This window comes from Sphaerotilus sp. (assembly GCF_041083715.1).
GTDB lineage: Bacteria > Pseudomonadota > Gammaproteobacteria > Burkholderiales > Burkholderiaceae_C > Sphaerotilus.
Map to the genome: position 1 here is coordinate 12938 of NZ_JBFPGY010000221.1, position 15497 is coordinate 28434.

The following is a 15497-nucleotide window of genomic DNA, read 5'->3' on the forward strand; positions in this document are numbered from 1 at the left end:
GCGGCTCAGCGCAGCGACCGGCGCAGCGCGGCGAGCAGGCCGTCCGGGTCTTCCTGCATCAGCGCGTGGCCGGCGGTCTGCAGCGTGTGCACCTGTGCCCCGAGGGCGTTCGCGATCATGGTCGCCTGCTTCGGTGTGGTCATGCGGTCCTGGGCGCCGACGATGAGGCTGCATCTGCAGTCGGAGTCCGCGGTGCTGCGCAGCTGTTCAGCGGCTGCCAGCCCGTGGGTGTAGCGGTCGCACGCGGTGAAGTCATGGTGGAACAGGTTGTGCTCGATGCCCGCTGCCGCTGCGCCGCGGGCGAGGACCTGCCGCATCAGTGCGCGGCTGGCACCATGCAGCCACGCGCCCGGTCCGGGGTATGAGGGCTTGGCGGCCATCGAGGCGTGCGAGAACGTCACCACCTGGTCGATGGCCGCCAGTGGCGCTTGCGCCGCGGTGGCCAGCAGCGCGGGGGAGACGCGCATCGGATAGGCGGTGCCGACCATCACGAGGTGGCTGATCGCACCCGGTGCCGCGCGGCTGGCGGCCTCCAGCGCGATCAGCGAGCCCATGCTGTGGCCGACCAGTGCCGCCCGCTGCACGCCCCGCTCGGCCAGCAGCGCGAGCACGGCGTCGGCCATCGCTTCGACATCCGGCAGCGCGGGCCCATGGCTGCGGCCGTGCCCCGGCAGATCGACGGCGAGCACGCTGTGACCGTGGTGTGCGAACCAGCGTGCCGCCAGCGTCCAGACGCTGTGGTCGTTGAGTGCGCCATGGATGAACACGACACAGGGCCCGGCCGCATCGAATGGCCGGCCACCGGTGTACGCATAGAGGGGCACCGGGGCGGGGGTGGGTGTGGGGGCGGACATGGGCATCACACGGCTTTCTGCGCTGCCTTGAGGGCGCGCTGGAGATCGTCGATGAGATCGGCCGGGTCCTCCAATCCGACCGACAGCCGGATCGTGCCTGGGCCGATGCCGGCGGCAGCGAGTGCCGCGTCGTCCATCCGGAAATGGGTGGTCGAGGCCGGGTGGATCACCAGCGAGCGCGCATCGCCCACATTGGCGAGGTGCGAGAACAGCTCCAGCGCTTCGATGAAGGCCTGTCCCTGGCGGCGCGAGCCCAGCAGGTCGAAGCTGAAGACGGCGCCGCAGCCTTTGGGGAGCAGGCGTCGTGCGAGGGCATGGTCCGGGTGGTTCTGGCAGGATGGATGGCGGATGGTGCCGACCATCGGCTGTGCCGCGAGGAACTCGACGATGCGCTGTGTGTTCTCGACATGGCGTGCCATGCGCAGCGGCAGTGTCTCGATGCCTTGCAGGATCAGCCAGGCGGTGTGCGGGCTCATGCAGGCGCCCAGGTCGCGCAGCCCCTCGCGCCGTGCCCGCAGGCCGAAGGCCCCGACCGAGCTTTCCTCGGTGAACACCATGCCGTGGAAGCCGTCGTAGGGCGCGCACAGCGTTGCGCCACGGCCGTGCATGGCGTGCGCCGCATCCCAGTCGAAATTGCCGCCATCGACCAGCAATCCGCCGACGACCGTGCCGTGGCCACAGAGGAACTTGGTTGCCGAATGCACGATCAGCGAGGCGCCCAGATCAAGAGGTCGCTGCAGCCAGGGGGTTGTCAGTGTGGCGTCCACCAGCAGCGGCAGGCCATGGTCTCGCCCGAGCTGTGCCAGCGCAGGGATGTCGAGCACGTCCAGCCCCGGGTTGCCCAGGGTTTCGCCGAACAGCAGCTTCGTTTCCGGCCGGATCGCCGTGCGCCAGGCACCGTGGTCGCCAGGGCGCACGAAGGTGGTGTGGATGCCCAGGCGCGGCAACGTGTAGTGCAGCAGGTTGTGCGAGCCGCCATACAGCGAACTGCTGGCGACGATGTGGTCGCCAGCGCCGGCCAGCGTGGTGATGGCCAGCACCAGCGCAGCCTGTCCACTGGCCGTGGCCAGGCCGCCGACCCCCCCTTCGAGCGCGGCGATGCGCTCTTCCAGCACCGCGGTGGTCGGGTTGGACAGCCGGCTGTAGACATGCCCGGGGCGCTCCAGATTGAACAGCGAGGCGGCGTGTTCGGTGGACTCGAAGACGAAGGAGGTACTCAGGTGCAGCGGGACGGCGCGGGCCCCGGTGACCGGGTCGGGCGCACTGCCCGCGTGCAGCGCGAGGGTGTCGAATCCGGGGGCAGCGTATCCGGCCATCAAGGGCTCCTCAGGGTGATTTTTGCGCGCATTGTGGGCTATATTGGCGCAACAGCTCCTGTAGTTCGCGCATCCGTTTGCAGCGTTTCCAGTATTCCAGTCTTCGAGAGGTCACCATGCAAGTCAGCGACATCCTGCGTGTGAAGGGAAACACGCTCTTCACCGTCACCCCGGACCATCCGCTGGCCGAAGCGATCACGGCCATGGCCGAGAACGACATCGGTTCACTGGTCGTGATGGAGCACGGAGATCTGGCCGGCATGCTCACTTTCCGCGAAGTGATCCAGGCGATCGTGCGCAATGGCGGCGTGGTCGGCAAGATGCTGGTGCGCGGCGTGATGGACGACCATCCGCTGACCTGCACTCCTGGCACCGAGATCGACGAAGTTCGCCGCATGATGCTGGAGCGCCATGCGCGCTACATGCCCGTGATGAGTGCGCGCATGCTGATGGGTGTGATCTCGTTCTACGACGTGGCCAAGGCCGTGGTGGACAGCCAGGACTTCGAGAACCGCATGCTCAAGGCCTACATCCGCGACTGGCCGGCCGATGCGGCCGCCAGCGATCCGGTTCGCGATCAGGCCTGAGTGGCGACCAGGCGAAGATGCGCTGGTGACTGTGCCGGCGCGCGTGCGGCTGATGCCTTCGCCGGTGCTTTGGGCAGTTCGGCAAACACATCTTCTCCATGGCGCAAACGCTCGGCAATCTGCTCCAGGGAGCGGGTGGTCGTGCCGGTCTGTCGCGGCAGGCGTGCGGTCTCGTCGTCAGACTCTGGCAGCACCACTGCCAGGTAGTCACTGAGCTGCTCCAGCGCGACCAGCAGCTGGCCTGTCTCGTCCAGTCGGTTCACACGGACGTGGACACCGTACTGCCCCAGCATCAGCGCTTTTGTCATCTGGCCAGCGTCTTCCAGCGGACGCTGGACCGCCTGTGTATTGACCTGCAGCATCACCAGGCCCGTTCCGATGGCCACGAACAGCAGCGCCATGGACAACAGCGCGAAGCGGCCTGCGCCGTCCGAACCGGTGAGTGCCGGCACCCAGGCCATGGCCATGCCTGCCGCGGCAAGTCCCAGCGGAATCAGGGTGCCCAGAGCGAACCGGGTTCTGATGGACATGTGTCGGAAGCGATCAACCATCGTGTTTTCCTCCTGAGTCAAGTCTGTATCTGTTTTCGATACGAAAGTAACTAAATGTTATTGATGCAGGATGCCATAAAAAAGGCACGGTGCCCTTAACGCACCGTGCCTCAAACGAGTCCCTGTTGGACTCGCGGCTGGAATCTTCAGCATTGGTTCACATGTCGGAGGAGACCGAGCTGAGGCCCAGGTCGTTGCTGCCCATCAGGCGCTCGATGTCGAGCAGGATCAGCATGCGGTCCTGCAGGCTGGCGATGCCGGTGATGAAACTGGTGTCCTGGCTGGTGTCCATGTCCGGGGCGGGGCGCACGGCCTCGCCGGGCAGTTCCAGCACGTCCGACACCGAGTCGACCACTGCGCCAACCACCCGCCCGCGGATGTTCAGCACGATCACCACCGTGAACCCGTTGTATTCGGCGCTCTCGCAGCCGAATTTGATGCGCAGATCGACGATCGGCACGATCACACCGCGCAGATTCACCACGCCCTTGAAACACGACGCGGCGTTGGCGATGCGTGTCGGTGCCTCGTAGGAGCGGATCTCCTGCACCTTGAGGATGTCGATGCCGTATTCCTCGTGGCCGAGGCGGAAGGTCAGGTATTCGCCTCGCATGTGGCTGGTGTCACCGGCAGTGCCCGCGGCATTGCCGCTGCGCTGTGCGGAGGGAGTCCCACCGCCAGTCGATGACCGGGTGGATGTCGAGTTCTTGAGGGCCGTGCTCATCTTGATCCTTGATGTGCGATGAATTGGATTCTCAAGGCGGCGGGTTGCGGCAATGGCTGGAGCAGCGGGGCATAGTCCGCCCAGTTCGCCGCGGAGGGGCCCCTACAATCGGGCCATCCTTTCCAGCGCAAGCAGTCACCCATCCGCACCATGTCCGGCAGCACTTTCGGTCTCCTGTTTCGAGTCACCAATTTCGGCGAGAGCCACGGTCCGGCCATTGGCTGCGTCATCGACGGCTGCCCGCCCGGACTGGCGCTGTCCGAGGCGGACATCCAGCCCGATCTCGACCGCCGCCGCCCCGGCACCAGCCGCCATGTCACCCAGCGCAACGAGCCGGACCAGGTCGAGATCCTCTCCGGGGTGTACGAGGGCCTGACCACCGGGACGCCGATCTGCCTGCTGATCCGCAACACCGACCAGCGCAGCAAGGATTACGGCAACATCCTCGACACCTTCCGCCCTGGCCATGCCGACTACACCTACTGGCGCAAGTACGGCCTGCGCGATCCGCGTGGCGGCGGGCGTTCGTCGGCGCGGCTGACGGCGCCGATGGTGGCGGCGGGCGCGGTCGCGAAGAAGTGGCTGCAGGCACGCCACGGCACCACGTTCCTCGGCTGGATGAGCCAGCTCGGCCCGATCGCGATTCCCTTCGAGGACGAGACGCAGATTCCGCTCAACCCCTTCTTCGCGCCGGGCACGTCGCGGATCGAGGCGCTGGAAACCTACATGGACGATCTGCGCCGTGCAGGGGACTCCTGTGGCGCGCGCATCCAGGTGATCGCCCGCGGCATGCCGGTCGGGCTGGGCGATCCGCTGTTCGACAAGCTCGATGCCGACGTGGCCTACGCGATGATGGGCATCAACGCAGTCAAGGGCGTCGAGATCGGCGCCGGCTTTGCGTCCGTCGCCCAGCGTGGCACCGAGCACGGTGACGAGATGACCCCGGCCGGATTCCGCAGCAACAACGCGGGCGGTGTGCTCGGTGGCATCTCGACGGGGCAGGATCTGGTGGTGTCGATCGCCATCAAGCCCACCAGCTCGATCCGCACGCCGCGCGACTCGGTCAATCGGGCTGGTGAGCCTGCGACGGTCGAGACCTTCGGTCGCCACGACCCCTGTGTCGGCATCCGTGCGACGCCGATCGCCGAAGCGATGCTGGCGCTGGTGGTGATGGACCATGTGCTGCGCCACCGGGCGCAGTGTGGGGACGTGGTGCTGCCGACTGCAGCGCTGCCGGGCGCTTGCCCTTGATTCAGCGTCGGCGGGGGCTGGCCGCCATGAGGTGTGCCAGTGCGGCTGGATCCAGCACCGCGGGCAGGTCCAGCTCCGGCGTGGCCACGCCGTGCACCCGCACCAGACTGCGCAGGTAGCGCGGATCCACCTGGGTGCCCAGCAGCGGGACCGGCTCATGGTCGCCGGCCTCTGCATCGACCACCTCGTCCACCGCATCGACCAGCACCCCCATGGACGGCACTTCGTCCCGTGTTTCCGCGGCCAGGCTGACCATCACGATGCAGGAGCGGCGTCCGATGCTGGCCGCACCCAGGCCGAGGCGGTCCCCGAGGTCGATCACCGGCACCACGGCACCGCGCAGGTTCATCACGCCGCGGACGAACGACGGCACCATTGGCACCGGCGTCAGCGGAGCGATCTCCAGGATTTCCTTCACCCGCGCCAGGTCCACCGTGTAGTGCCCCGTACCCAGTGCAAAGCGCAGGTACGGGTGCGTGGGGTGGTCCTGCTGCATGGCGTCAGGCCGAGGGCAGGGTGCTGTCCAGGCCGCAGCGCTTCAGCACCTCGGACAGCGCTGGCGCCACATTGCGCAGTGCCAGACCGTGGCCCCGTTCGGCACGGCTGCGGCGCAGCGCCAGCAGCAGCTGCAATCCTGACGAGTCGCATGCGGCCACGCGGGCCATGTCCAGTGCGTCGCCTGGGCTGGCCTCTGCCAGCCAGGCGAGCAGCTGTTCGCGCCGCAGGGTGGCGTGGCGGATGGTCAGGTCACCGTCGATCGACAAGGCCATCGTTCACTCACGGGCAGAGCCGTGCCACCGCGTCCACGAGCTGCGATGGCTGGAACGGTTTGGTGATCCAGGCCCGCACACCGGCCGCGCGTCCTTCCGCTTTCCTGGCCTCCTGGGATTCGGTGGTCAGCATGATGATCGGTGTGAACCGATGGTCGGCGGTGGTCTTGATGTGGCGCGCGAAGCTCAGCCCATCCATGCGCGGCATGTTGACGTCGCAGACGATCAGGGCCGGCGGGTGGGTGTCGATGCGGGCCACGGCATCTTCTCCATCCACGGCTTCCACCACTGAGTAGCCCGCCTTCTGCAGCGCCAGTTTGACGACGGTACGGAAACTGCTCGAGTCGTCGATCACCAGAATGGTTTTGCCGGCATGAAGAGGCGTGTTCATGGAAGGGTCCTTGGTCTGAATCAGAAAAACTCGACGCTGCCGCCCGGTGTGGCGACACCTGGCTGGTTGTTGTGGCGAGCGCGTTGTTCCTGCATCGTGTAGGAGCGCTCCAGCTCGGTCAGCCAGCGCATGGCGTCGGCGTGGCTGGCGTGTTCATTGCAGCGCATCCACTCGGTGAAGCGCTGCATGTCACTGGTGACGTTGACCAGCGTCTGGTTGAGGCGGTCCTGGAACTGCATGCTGATCAGCACCCGCTCCAGATCCTTCTCGATGCGGGCACTCAGCGAGTGCAGCGCACAGGCCGCGGCTTCGGACGGTGTGCGTTCGATGGCGAATTGGGCCAGCGCCTGCCGAGCCTCGACGAAGGCCTGATCCTGGCGTGCGTGGTCGCCGCGTGTGTCCGCAGCGACCTGCTGCGACAGCCGGGCCAGTGTCGAGCGGGTGTCTTCCAGCCGCAGCAGTGGTGTGGCATCGGGTGCCAGGCTGCCCTGCAGGTCCGCCTCGATGGCATCGAGCTGCAGCAGCGACTCGGCCAGCTGCGCGAGCAATTGTTCGCGGCGTTGGTGGATGATCCCCGTCTCGTCGAGCATGCGGGTCAGCACGGCATCCTGATGGGCCTGCATCGCCGTGATCGACCGGTCGGTGGGGTTCGCGGCGTCGGGCGTGTGCTGGCTGGCGGCCAGCACGCCGTCGCACAGCCGCGAGAACGATTCCAGCAGATCACCGATGCCGCTTTCCACAGCGGCACGCGAGGCCTCGACGTGGCGCTGCCACACCGGGACCACCTCGGCGACCATCATGCGCGGACCCTCGCCAATGGGAGGGGGGCCGAGCGGTTGGGCGGAATCGCAGTCTGACCGGGGATGCAGCGGCATGGGAATGACAGGCGAAGTGGTGTGCGGAGTCCGCACTGTCGCGTTTGTCCGTCCTGCGCAATCCCCGAAATTCAGGAGCAATTGAAGGGCAGTTTCCCCCGGGTCGATGCCCAGGTGACCTCCGTCGCCCAGCGGTCAGGATGCGCCGGTCGGTGCGCCAGACAGGCTCATCGCTTCGCGCCAGAGCCGCGGTGGCACATGGTGCGTCAGGCGGAAGATGGCCCGCTCCAGCAGCGCCGGGTGCAGCTCGTGTCCCACTTCGTCGGCGATGTCGAGCGTCGCATCGCCGTCGTCAAGCGCCGCCATGTGCTCGAACGCGGTGGTCGCGTGCACGGCCGGGATGACGGTGTCCTGTCCGCCGTGGAAGAAGTGGAACGTGGTCAGCGGCGGCGCCGCCTCGGGCAACTGTGCAAACCGGCCCGAGAAGGCCAGCACCCGCCCGACCAGATCCGGCGCCGCCACAGCGGCTTCGAGCGACACGATGCTGCCCTGCGAGAACCCGACCAGCGCGGTCGCTGCCGCGCCCACGCCGAGGCGCTGCTGGTGGCCGCGCACCCAGTCGATCAGCGTCGGGACGACGGCCTGCACGCGCTCGACCCGGTTCTCTTCCGTCACGCCAACGATGGAAAACCACTGCCGGCCTTGTGCGGTGGGCGCTGCATCGAACGCGTCGAAGCCGTCCGGCAGCAGCAGCGCCGCCTGCGGGAACGCTGTGCGCAGCGCCTTGGCCAGCGGCACCAGGTCATCGGCGGATGCGCCGACGCCGTGCAGCAGGATGAAGAGTTGGGCCGGTGCGCCGGCGTCGGGCAGGCTTTGCAGCAGGCGAGCAGTCATGGGGGTCCTTGGAGCGGTGGAAGGTGTGGGCGCGTTCAGGCACAGGCGCGCACGATGTCGGCGGCGAAGGCGTCGACCGACCCGGGCGTCGTGTCCCACGAGCACATGAAGCGGCAGCCGCCGCCCGCGATGAACTGGTAGAAGCGCCAGCCCTGCGCCTGCACCCGGGCGATGGCCGCGGGCGCCAGGCGGGCAAACACTGCGTTGGCCTGTGGTGCGTGCAGACGCTCGACACCCGCCACGCCATCCAGTGCCCGGTACAGCCGCTGTGCCATCGCATTGGCGTGGCGCGCGTTGGTCAGCCAGGTGTCGTTTTCGAGCAGCCCGAGCCACGGCGCCGAGATGAAGCGCATCTTGGAGGCGAGCTGCCCCGCCTGCTTGACGCGGTAGGCGAAGTCTTCCGACAGTGCCCGGTCGAAAAACACCACGGCTTCGCCGATCGGCAACCCGTTCTTGGTGCCACCAAAACACAGCACGTCGACCCCGGCACGCCAGGTGATGTCGCTCGGGTGGCAGCCCAGCGTGGCGACCGCGTTGGCGAAGCGGGCGCCGTCCATGTGGACCTTCAGGTGGCGGCGCTTGGCGATCGCGGCGATGGCACAGACCTCCTCGACGCTGTAGACGGTGCCGAGTTCGGTCGCCTGCGTGAGGCTGACCACCTTGGGTTTCGGGTAGTGCAGGTCGTTGCGCTTGGTGACCAGGGTCTCGACCGCGTCGGGCGTGAGCTTGCCCAGCCTGGCCGAGGCGCTTTCGCCCTCGGCGACCAGCAGCTTCGAGCCGTTGGAGAAGAACTCCGGCCCGCCGCATTCGTCGGTCTCGATGTGCGCGACCGGGGTGCAGATCACCGAGTGGTAGCTCTGGCACAGCGAGGCCAGCGCCAGGGAGTTGGCGGCCGTGCCGTTGAAGACGAAGTAGACGTCGCAGTCGGTCTGGAACAGCTCGCGCAGCGATTCCGAGACCTGCAGTGTCCAGCGGTCGTCGCCGTAGGCGGGTTCGTGTCCGCTGGTCTGGGCTTCCATGAACCAGCGCGCGGCGTTCGGACACATGCCGGCGTAGTTGTCGCTGGCGAAATGCTGGCGGGCGGGCGTGGCCACAGCGGCAGGGGCGAGGGACGAGGTACGCATGGGTCGGGATTGTCGCGCTGTTTATTTGGCCACGCAGGGAATGAATCTGGCGCATCCTGTGTTCACAGTGTTGCGGGCCTGCAGTGTCGATCTCTGCTGCTGCGGGCCCTGCCGTTGCACAACCCTGGAGATAAGCCATGACCTCGATTCGTTCCTCGATCCACCGTGTCAGCCTCGCGCTCACCGTCTCGGCCACGCTGGTGCTGGGCGCCTGCGCGGTGATGGCATCGCCGCCGGCCATGACCACCGGCGGCATGCTGACCGACGCCGCCGGCATGACGCTCTATACCTTCGACAAGGATGCCGCCGGCCGCAGCGCCTGCAACGGCCCCTGCACCAAGAACTGGCCGCCGTTGATGGCCCCCGCTGATGCGAAGGCCCAGGGTGATTACAGCGTCGTCACCCGCGACGACGGCACACGCCAGTGGGCGTACAAGGGCCATCCGCTCTACACCTGGGCCAAGGACATGAAGGCGGGCGACACCACCGGCGACGGGTTCAACAACGCCTGGCACGTCGCGCGTCCCTGAGCGGCATCGCCCTCTGCCGCCGTGGCCGATCCGCCGGACCTGATCGCCCACCTGCCGCGCCTGCGGCGGTATGCGCGTGCGCTGACGGGGGACGCTGCCAGCGCCGACGACCTGGTGCAGGACACGCTGGAGCGGGCCTGGGCGCGGCTGCACCAGTGGCAGGCGCCGACCGAGGGCGACCTGGCGGACCCGGCCGAGCGGCTGCGGGCGTGGCTGTTCACGCTGATGCACAACGTGCACCTGAACCAGGTGCGCCAGCGCCGGCTGCCCACCGATCCGCTCGACGATGTGCAGGACGATCCGTCTGCGCCGTCCGTCAGTGGTGGGCAACTGGAGACGCTGGCATTGCGCGATATCCAGGCCGCACTGGCGAGTCTGCCCTTGCCGCAGCGCGAGGTGCTGCTGCTCGTCGGTCTGGAGGAGTTCAGCTACGCCGAGGCGGCGGCGGTGCTCGATGTGCCAGTGGGCACCGTGATGTCACGGCTGTCGCGTGCGCGGGCTGCGATGCGGGTCGCGCTGTCGCATCCGGTGGTGGTGCGGCCGGGTGCTGCGGCCGGCTGGAAAGTGGTGAAGTGAACCGACATGGGCACTGACGTACAAGCCGACGAACTCCACGCCTACGCCGACGGCCGCCTGCCGCCCGAGCGCCGGCTGGCCGTGCAGGCGTGGCTGGCGGCGCACCCGGACGAGGCGGCGCAGGTGCCGCAGTGGCAATCGCTGAACCAGGCGCTGCACCTCGGGTTTGACGATGTGCTCAACGAGCCGCTGCCGCTGCGGCTGGTCCGGGCCGCACAGGGCGATGCGGCACCACCGGTGCCGGCCGCTGCCGTACAGGCGCGCTGGCGGATGTGGTCGCGCACCCGATCGGGCTGGGCGACGGCGGCGCTGGTGTTCGGGCTGGCCGGGCTGGTGGTGGGCGGCGGTCTGGGCTACCAGCTGGGGCGGGGCCGTCAGACGGCCTTGGTGTCCGCGGGAGTGTCCGGCCGATTCGTGCATGACGCTGCCTTGGCCCACGCCGTCTACGTGCCGGAGCAGCGCCACCCCGTCGAGGTCGATGCCCGGCAGGCGGACCACCTCGTCGCCTGGCTGTCGAAGCGGCTCGGCACGCCGCTGCACGCGCCGCAGCTCGCGCCGCTGGGCTACGAGCTGCTGGGCGGGCGGCTGCTCGCGGCGGGGGACGGGCCGGTCGCGCAGTTCATGTACCAGAACGCCGCGGGCGCGCGGCTGACGCTCTACGTGCGCCGTGCTGCGCCGACCGGTCTCCAGCCCGCCGACACGCTGACCGCCTTCCAGGTCGCGCGGGAAGGCGATGTCGAGGTCTTCTACTGGGTCGAGGATGGCTTCGGCTACGCGCTGTCCGGCCGGGTCGAGCGACCGCGGCTGCAAGTGGTGGCCGAAGCGGTGTACCACCAGCTCACGGATCCACCCGCTGCCGCGTCTGCGCCCTAGCGGGCGCGTTCCCTCACTCGCCCGCGTAGTCGCCCACCGGCAGGCAGGAGCAGAACAGGTTGCGGTCGCCATAGACGTTGTCCACGCGGCCGACCGGCGACCAGTACTTGCCGCGGCGCAGGCTCGCCACCGGGTAGGCGGCGGTCTCGCGGGCGTAGGCGTGGGGCCAGTCGTTGGCGAGCAGGCTGGCCGCCGTGTGCGGGGCGTGCTTGAGCGGGTTGTCCTCGCGCGGCCAGGCGCCGGATTCGACCTGCGCGATCTCGCCGCGGATGGCGACCATCGCGTCGCAGAAGCGGTCCAGCTCGACCAGCGGCTCGCTCTCGGTCGGCTCCACCATCAGCGTGCCGGCGACGGGGAAGCTCAGCGTCGGCGCGTGGAAGCCGTAGTCGATCAGCCGCTTGGCGACATCCTCGGCGCTGACGCCCGACGAATCCTTGAGCGGGCGCAGGTCGAGGATGCACTCGTGGGCCACACCGCCGCCCTTCACGCCGTCGATGCCGCCGCTGAAGTGGATGTCGTAGTGGTCGGCCAGCCGGGCGGCGATGTAGTTGGCGCTCAGGATCGCGGTTTCGGTCGCGGCGGTCAGTCCTTCGGCGCCCATCATGCGGATGTACATCCACGAGATCGGCAGCACCGCCGCGTTGCCCAGCGGAGCCGCCGACACCGCCCCGACGCCGCCCGCGCGGTGCTCGCCTGCCGTCGCGTGGCCCGGCAGGAACGGCACCAGATCCTCGACCACGCAGACCGGCCCGACACCCGGCCCGCCACCGCCGTGCGGGATGCAGAAGGTCTTGTGCAGGTTCAGGTGCGACACGTCACCGCCGAACTCGCCCGGCGCGGCCAGCCCGACCAGCGCGTTCATGTTGGCGCCGTCCACGTAGACCCGCCCGCCGTGCGCATGCACGATCTCGCACAGCTCGCGCACCCGCGGCTCGAACACGCCGTAGGTCGAGGGGTAGGTGATCATGATCGCGGCCAGATCGGCGGCGTGCTTGGCGCACTTGGCACGCAGGTCGTCCAGATCGACGTTGCCGCCGGCCTCGCACTTGACCACCAGCACCTGCATGCCGGCCATCTGCGCCGAGGCCGGGTTGGTGCCGTGGGCGCTCTCGGGGATCAGGCAGACCTTGCGGTGGGCATCGCCGCGCGCCGCGTGCCAGCCCATGATGGCGAGCAGGCCGGCGTATTCGCCCTGCGAGCCGGCGTTGGGCTGCAGGCTGATGCCGCTGTAGCCGGTGGCCTGGGCGAGCCAGGCGGTGAGCTGCGTGTTCAGCGCGGCGTAGCCGGCGAGCTGCTCGGCGGGCGCGAAGGGGTGGACGTTCGCGAACTCGGGCCAGGTGATCGGGATCATCTCCGAGGTGGCATTGAGCTTCATCGTGCAGGAACCCAGCGGGATCATGCTGCGATCGAGCGCCAGGTCCTTGTCCGACAGCATGCGCAGGTAGCGCAGCATCTCCGTTTCGCTGTGGTGCGTGTTGAAGACCGGGTGCGTCAGGTAGGGGCTGGTGCGCTGCAGCGCGGCCGGGATCATCGGCACGACCTCGTCGGCGTACTGCGCGACGGTCGGCGTGGCGCTGCCTTGCGCGAACACGGCCCACAGCGCCTCGACATCGGCGCGGGTGCTCGTCTCGTCCAGGCTGATGCCCAGCGTGTCGGCGCTGGCGGCGCGCAGGTTGCGGCCCGACGCCACGGCAGCGGCCATCAGTGCGGCGCGGCGGTCGCCTGCCTCGACGTGCAGCGTGTCGAAGGCCGTGTCGTGCAGCAGGCGCCAGCCCATCGCCTTCAGTCCTGCGGCCAGGATGGCCGTCAGCACGGCCACGCGCTGCGCGATGCGCTGCAGGCCGACCGGACCGTGGTAGACCGCGTACAGGCTGGCCACGACAGCGGGCAGCACCTGCGCGGTGCAGATGTTCGAGGTGGCCTTCTCGCGGCGGATGTGCTGCTCGCGGGTCTGCAGCGACAGGCGGTAGGCGGGCGCGCCGTGGCTGTCCACGCTGACGCCGACCAGCCGGCCGGGCAGCGAACGCTTGAAGGCGTCCTGCGTGGCGAGATACGCCGCGTGCGGGCCGCCCGCACCCATCGGCATGCCGAAGCGCTGGGTGGTGCCGAAGGCGATGTCGGCGCCGAGTTCGCCAGGCGAGACCAGCAGCGTCAGCGCCAGCAGGTCCGCGCCGACGATGGCCATGGCGCCCGCGGCGTGCGCGGCGTCGATGATCGGGCGCAGATCGCGGACCTGGCCGTTGACGCCCGGGTACTGCAGCAGCACGGCGAATGCAGGGGCGGCGGCGAGCGACGTGGCGATGTCGGTGGCATGCACCTGATCGACCGTGATGCCCAGCGGCTTCGCGCGGGTGCGGATGACTTCGAGCGACTGCGGCAGCACGTCGTGGGCGACGACGAAGCGCGTGGCCTTCGACTTGCCCACGCGGGCGGCCAGCGTCATCGCCTCGGCGGCGGCGGTGGCCTCATCCAGCATCGAGGCGTTGGCGATCGCCATGCCCGTCAGGTCGGTCACCATGGTCTGGAAGTTGACCAGCGCCTCCATGCGGCCCTGGCTGATCTCGGCCTGGTACGGCGTGTAGGCGGTGTACCAGGCGGGATTCTCGAGCACGTTGCGCAGGATGACGCCCGGTGTCAGCGTGCCGAAGTAGCCGCAGCCGAGGTGGCTGGTCAGCACGCGGTTCTGCGCCGCGAGCGCCTTGAGTTCCGCCAGTGCCTGTGCCTCGGTCAGCGGGGCGGGCAGGTCCATCGGCGCGGGCCGGGCGATCGAGCGCGGGATGATCGCGTCGATCAGCGCGCGGCGGCTGTCCGGGCCGATGGCGGCCAGCATGCGCGCCTCGTCGGCCGCGTCCGGGCCGATGTGGCGGGCGGTGAATTCGCGGGCGTTTTCCAGATCGGCGAGGCGGGGCAGGGCGGTGTGTGGCATGGCGGCGAGGCTTCCGGGCAGCGGTTGGGCAAAGGCGCGGCCTCGACCGGCGCTGTGCGCACGGTCGGACGGCGTGTTCATCAGGGGTGGATCAGCCCTGGGTGAGGGCGTCGTAGGCGGTGGTGTCCATCAAGGCGTCGAGCTGCGAGGCGTCCGACAGCTTCATCTTGAAGAACCAGCCGGCGCCCAGCGGGTCGGTGTTGGCCAGCGAAGGATCGTCGCGCAGGGCTTCGTTGACTTCGGTGACTTCGCCCGACAGCGGGGCGTAGACGTCGGCAGCGGCCTTGACCGACTCGACCACACCGGCGACTTCACCTTGCGCGAAGGTGGTGCCGACCGCGGGCAGGTCGACGAACACCACGTCACCGAGGGCGTCCTGGGCATGGACCGTGATGCCGACCACGGCAGCAGCGGTGTCGTCGGCGTTGATCCATTCGTGGTCGGCGGTGAATTTGAGGGACATGGTCAGGGCTCCTGGGTGGATTCGAGAAATGGAGGGGCAGGCGAGGCGCAGGCCTCAGCCGCGGAAGTATCGGTGAGGCGCAAACGGCATGGCCGTGACCCGCATCGGCACACGCTTGCCGCGCACTTCGGCGAAGAGTTCGCTGCCGATGCCGGCATGGTTGACGGCCACGTAGCCCATGGCGATCGGCTGACCGACGGTCGGGCCGACTGTGCCGCTGGTGACGCGGCCGACTGGATGGCCGCGGCCGTCGACCAGCATGGCGCCTTCGCGCACCGGCGTGCGCTCCAGGCCTGTCAGGCCGATGCGCTTTGTCACGGCGCCCTGGGTGAGCTGGCCGTCGAGGGCACCGTCGCCGGGGTAGCCACCCGCGCGGGCGCCTCCGGGGCGGCGCACCTTCTGGATCGCCCAGTTCAGGCCGGCTTCGACCGGGGTGGTCGCGGTGTCGATGTCATGGCCGTAGAGGCACAGACCGGCTTCCAGGCGCAGAGTGTCGCGCGCGCCCAGGCCGGCGGCCTCCACCTCGGGCTGGGCCAGCAGCGTGCGGGCCAGTGCAATGGCGTGGGTGGCGGGCACGGAGATCTCGAAGCCATCCTCGCCGGTGTAGCCGGAACGGGTGACGAAGCAGTCGGTGCCGGCCAGCGCGAACTGTCCGCCGCCCATGAAGGCCAGCGCCGCGACGCCGCCATTGATGCGGGCCAGTGCATCGACCGCCTTCGGTCCCTGCAGCGCCAGCAGCGCGTGGTCGGGCATCGGCACGATCTGGCAGCGGTGGCCGATCTCGGTGACCAGGTGGCGCGTGTCGGCGTCCTTGCAGCCGGCGTTGACGACCAGGAAGAGGTCGTCCGCGCG

General features: G+C 68.9%; 18 protein-coding genes. 5 read left to right on the forward strand and 13 right to left on the reverse strand.

Going from position 1 to position 15497, the window contains the following annotated elements; all coding sequences use genetic code 11:
- Positions 1 to 5 precede the first annotated feature (5 nt).
- A complete protein-coding gene (locus AB3X43_RS09735; RefSeq protein ID WP_369429645.1) occupies positions 6 to 860 on the reverse strand; it encodes an alpha/beta fold hydrolase in 855 nt (284 codons plus the stop codon).
- Entirely contained in the window at positions 860 to 2170 is a 1311-nt protein-coding gene (locus tag AB3X43_RS09740; protein WP_369429646.1) for an O-acetylhomoserine aminocarboxypropyltransferase, read from the reverse strand. Before AB3X43_RS09740 ends, AB3X43_RS09735 begins: the two co-directional genes overlap by 1 nt.
- A gap of 116 nt (positions 2171 to 2286) precedes the next feature.
- Between AB3X43_RS09740 and AB3X43_RS09745 the strand changes: the two genes are divergently transcribed.
- Positions 2287 to 2757, forward strand: a complete 471-nt coding sequence (locus tag AB3X43_RS09745; protein WP_369429647.1) for a CBS domain-containing protein — start codon at positions 2287 to 2289, stop codon at positions 2755 to 2757.
- Here AB3X43_RS09745 and AB3X43_RS09750 read toward each other — a convergent pair.
- Positions 2748 to 3287 carry a hypothetical protein gene (locus tag AB3X43_RS09750; RefSeq protein ID WP_369429648.1) on the reverse strand — a complete coding sequence of 180 codons (540 nt, stop codon included), beginning with the start codon at positions 3285 to 3287 and terminating at the stop codon, positions 2748 to 2750. The genes AB3X43_RS09745 and AB3X43_RS09750 overlap by 10 nt on opposite strands.
- A gap of 178 nt (positions 3288 to 3465) precedes the next feature.
- Positions 3466 to 3921 (reverse strand): chemotaxis protein CheW, encoded by a 456-nt coding sequence (locus AB3X43_RS09755; RefSeq protein ID WP_369429661.1) that lies wholly within the window; start codon positions 3919 to 3921, stop codon positions 3466 to 3468.
- 261 nt (positions 3922 to 4182) lie between these two features.
- Between AB3X43_RS09755 and aroC the strand changes: the two genes are divergently transcribed.
- Positions 4183 to 5283, forward strand: a complete 1101-nt coding sequence (aroC, locus tag AB3X43_RS09760) for a chorismate synthase (RefSeq protein ID WP_369429649.1) — start codon at positions 4183 to 4185, stop codon at positions 5281 to 5283.
- Position 5284: 1 nt separating this feature from the next.
- Here aroC and AB3X43_RS09765 read toward each other — a convergent pair whose 3' ends face one another.
- From AB3X43_RS09765 to AB3X43_RS09790, 6 genes are all read right to left on the reverse strand, one after another.
- The gene (locus AB3X43_RS09765; RefSeq protein ID WP_369429650.1) at positions 5285 to 5779 is read right to left on the reverse strand and encodes a chemotaxis protein CheW; all 495 of its coding nucleotides are present in this window, start codon (positions 5777 to 5779) and stop codon (positions 5285 to 5287) included.
- Positions 5780 to 5783: 4 nt separating this feature from the next.
- The gene (locus AB3X43_RS09770) at positions 5784 to 6053 is read right to left on the reverse strand and encodes an STAS domain-containing protein (RefSeq protein WP_369429651.1); all 270 of its coding nucleotides are present in this window, start codon (positions 6051 to 6053) and stop codon (positions 5784 to 5786) included.
- Between the two features lie 7 nt (positions 6054 to 6060).
- Positions 6061 to 6444, reverse strand: a complete 384-nt coding sequence (locus AB3X43_RS09775) for a response regulator (protein ID WP_369429652.1) — start codon at positions 6442 to 6444, stop codon at positions 6061 to 6063.
- Positions 6445 to 6464: 20 nt separating this feature from the next.
- Positions 6465 to 7244: a hypothetical protein gene (locus tag AB3X43_RS09780; protein ID WP_369429653.1), complete on the reverse strand. Its 780-nt coding sequence runs from the start codon at positions 7242 to 7244 to the stop codon at positions 6465 to 6467.
- A gap of 210 nt (positions 7245 to 7454) precedes the next feature.
- Complete coding sequence (gene ypfH / locus AB3X43_RS09785) at positions 7455 to 8153, reverse strand: esterase (RefSeq protein ID WP_369429654.1); 699 nt, start codon at positions 8151 to 8153, stop codon at positions 7455 to 7457.
- Positions 8154 to 8188: 35 nt separating this feature from the next.
- A complete protein-coding gene (locus tag AB3X43_RS09790) occupies positions 8189 to 9277 on the reverse strand; it encodes a threonine aldolase family protein (RefSeq protein ID WP_369429655.1) in 1089 nt (362 codons plus the stop codon).
- Between the two features lie 137 nt (positions 9278 to 9414).
- Here AB3X43_RS09790 and AB3X43_RS09795 point away from each other — a divergent pair, with 137 nt between their 5' ends.
- The 3 genes from AB3X43_RS09795 to AB3X43_RS09805 are packed head-to-tail and all read left to right on the forward strand — an operon-like array spanning position 9415 to position 11256.
- Positions 9415 to 9807 (forward strand): COG4315 family predicted lipoprotein, encoded by a 393-nt coding sequence (locus tag AB3X43_RS09795; protein ID WP_369429656.1) that lies wholly within the window; start codon positions 9415 to 9417, stop codon positions 9805 to 9807.
- A gap of 21 nt (positions 9808 to 9828) precedes the next feature.
- Positions 9829 to 10383 (forward strand): RNA polymerase sigma factor, encoded by a 555-nt coding sequence (locus tag AB3X43_RS09800; protein WP_369429657.1) that lies wholly within the window; start codon positions 9829 to 9831, stop codon positions 10381 to 10383.
- A gap of 6 nt (positions 10384 to 10389) precedes the next feature.
- Positions 10390 to 11256: an anti-sigma factor family protein gene (locus AB3X43_RS09805; RefSeq protein ID WP_369429658.1), complete on the forward strand. Its 867-nt coding sequence runs from the start codon at positions 10390 to 10392 to the stop codon at positions 11254 to 11256.
- Positions 11257 to 11269: 13 nt separating this feature from the next.
- Here AB3X43_RS09805 and gcvP read toward each other — a convergent pair whose 3' ends face one another.
- The 3 genes from gcvP to AB3X43_RS09820 form a co-directional block, all read right to left on the reverse strand.
- Positions 11270 to 14182, reverse strand: coding sequence for an aminomethyl-transferring glycine dehydrogenase (gene gcvP / locus AB3X43_RS09810; protein ID WP_369429662.1), 2913 nt, complete (start codon positions 14180 to 14182; stop codon positions 11270 to 11272).
- 91 nt (positions 14183 to 14273) lie between these two features.
- Positions 14274 to 14645, reverse strand: coding sequence for a glycine cleavage system protein GcvH (gene gcvH, locus AB3X43_RS09815; protein ID WP_369429659.1), 372 nt, complete (start codon positions 14643 to 14645; stop codon positions 14274 to 14276).
- Positions 14646 to 14699: 54 nt separating this feature from the next.
- Positions 14700 to 15497, reverse strand: a 798-nt coding sequence (locus AB3X43_RS09820) for a glycine cleavage T C-terminal barrel domain-containing protein (RefSeq protein WP_369429660.1), incomplete at its 5' end; no start/stop codon positions are given.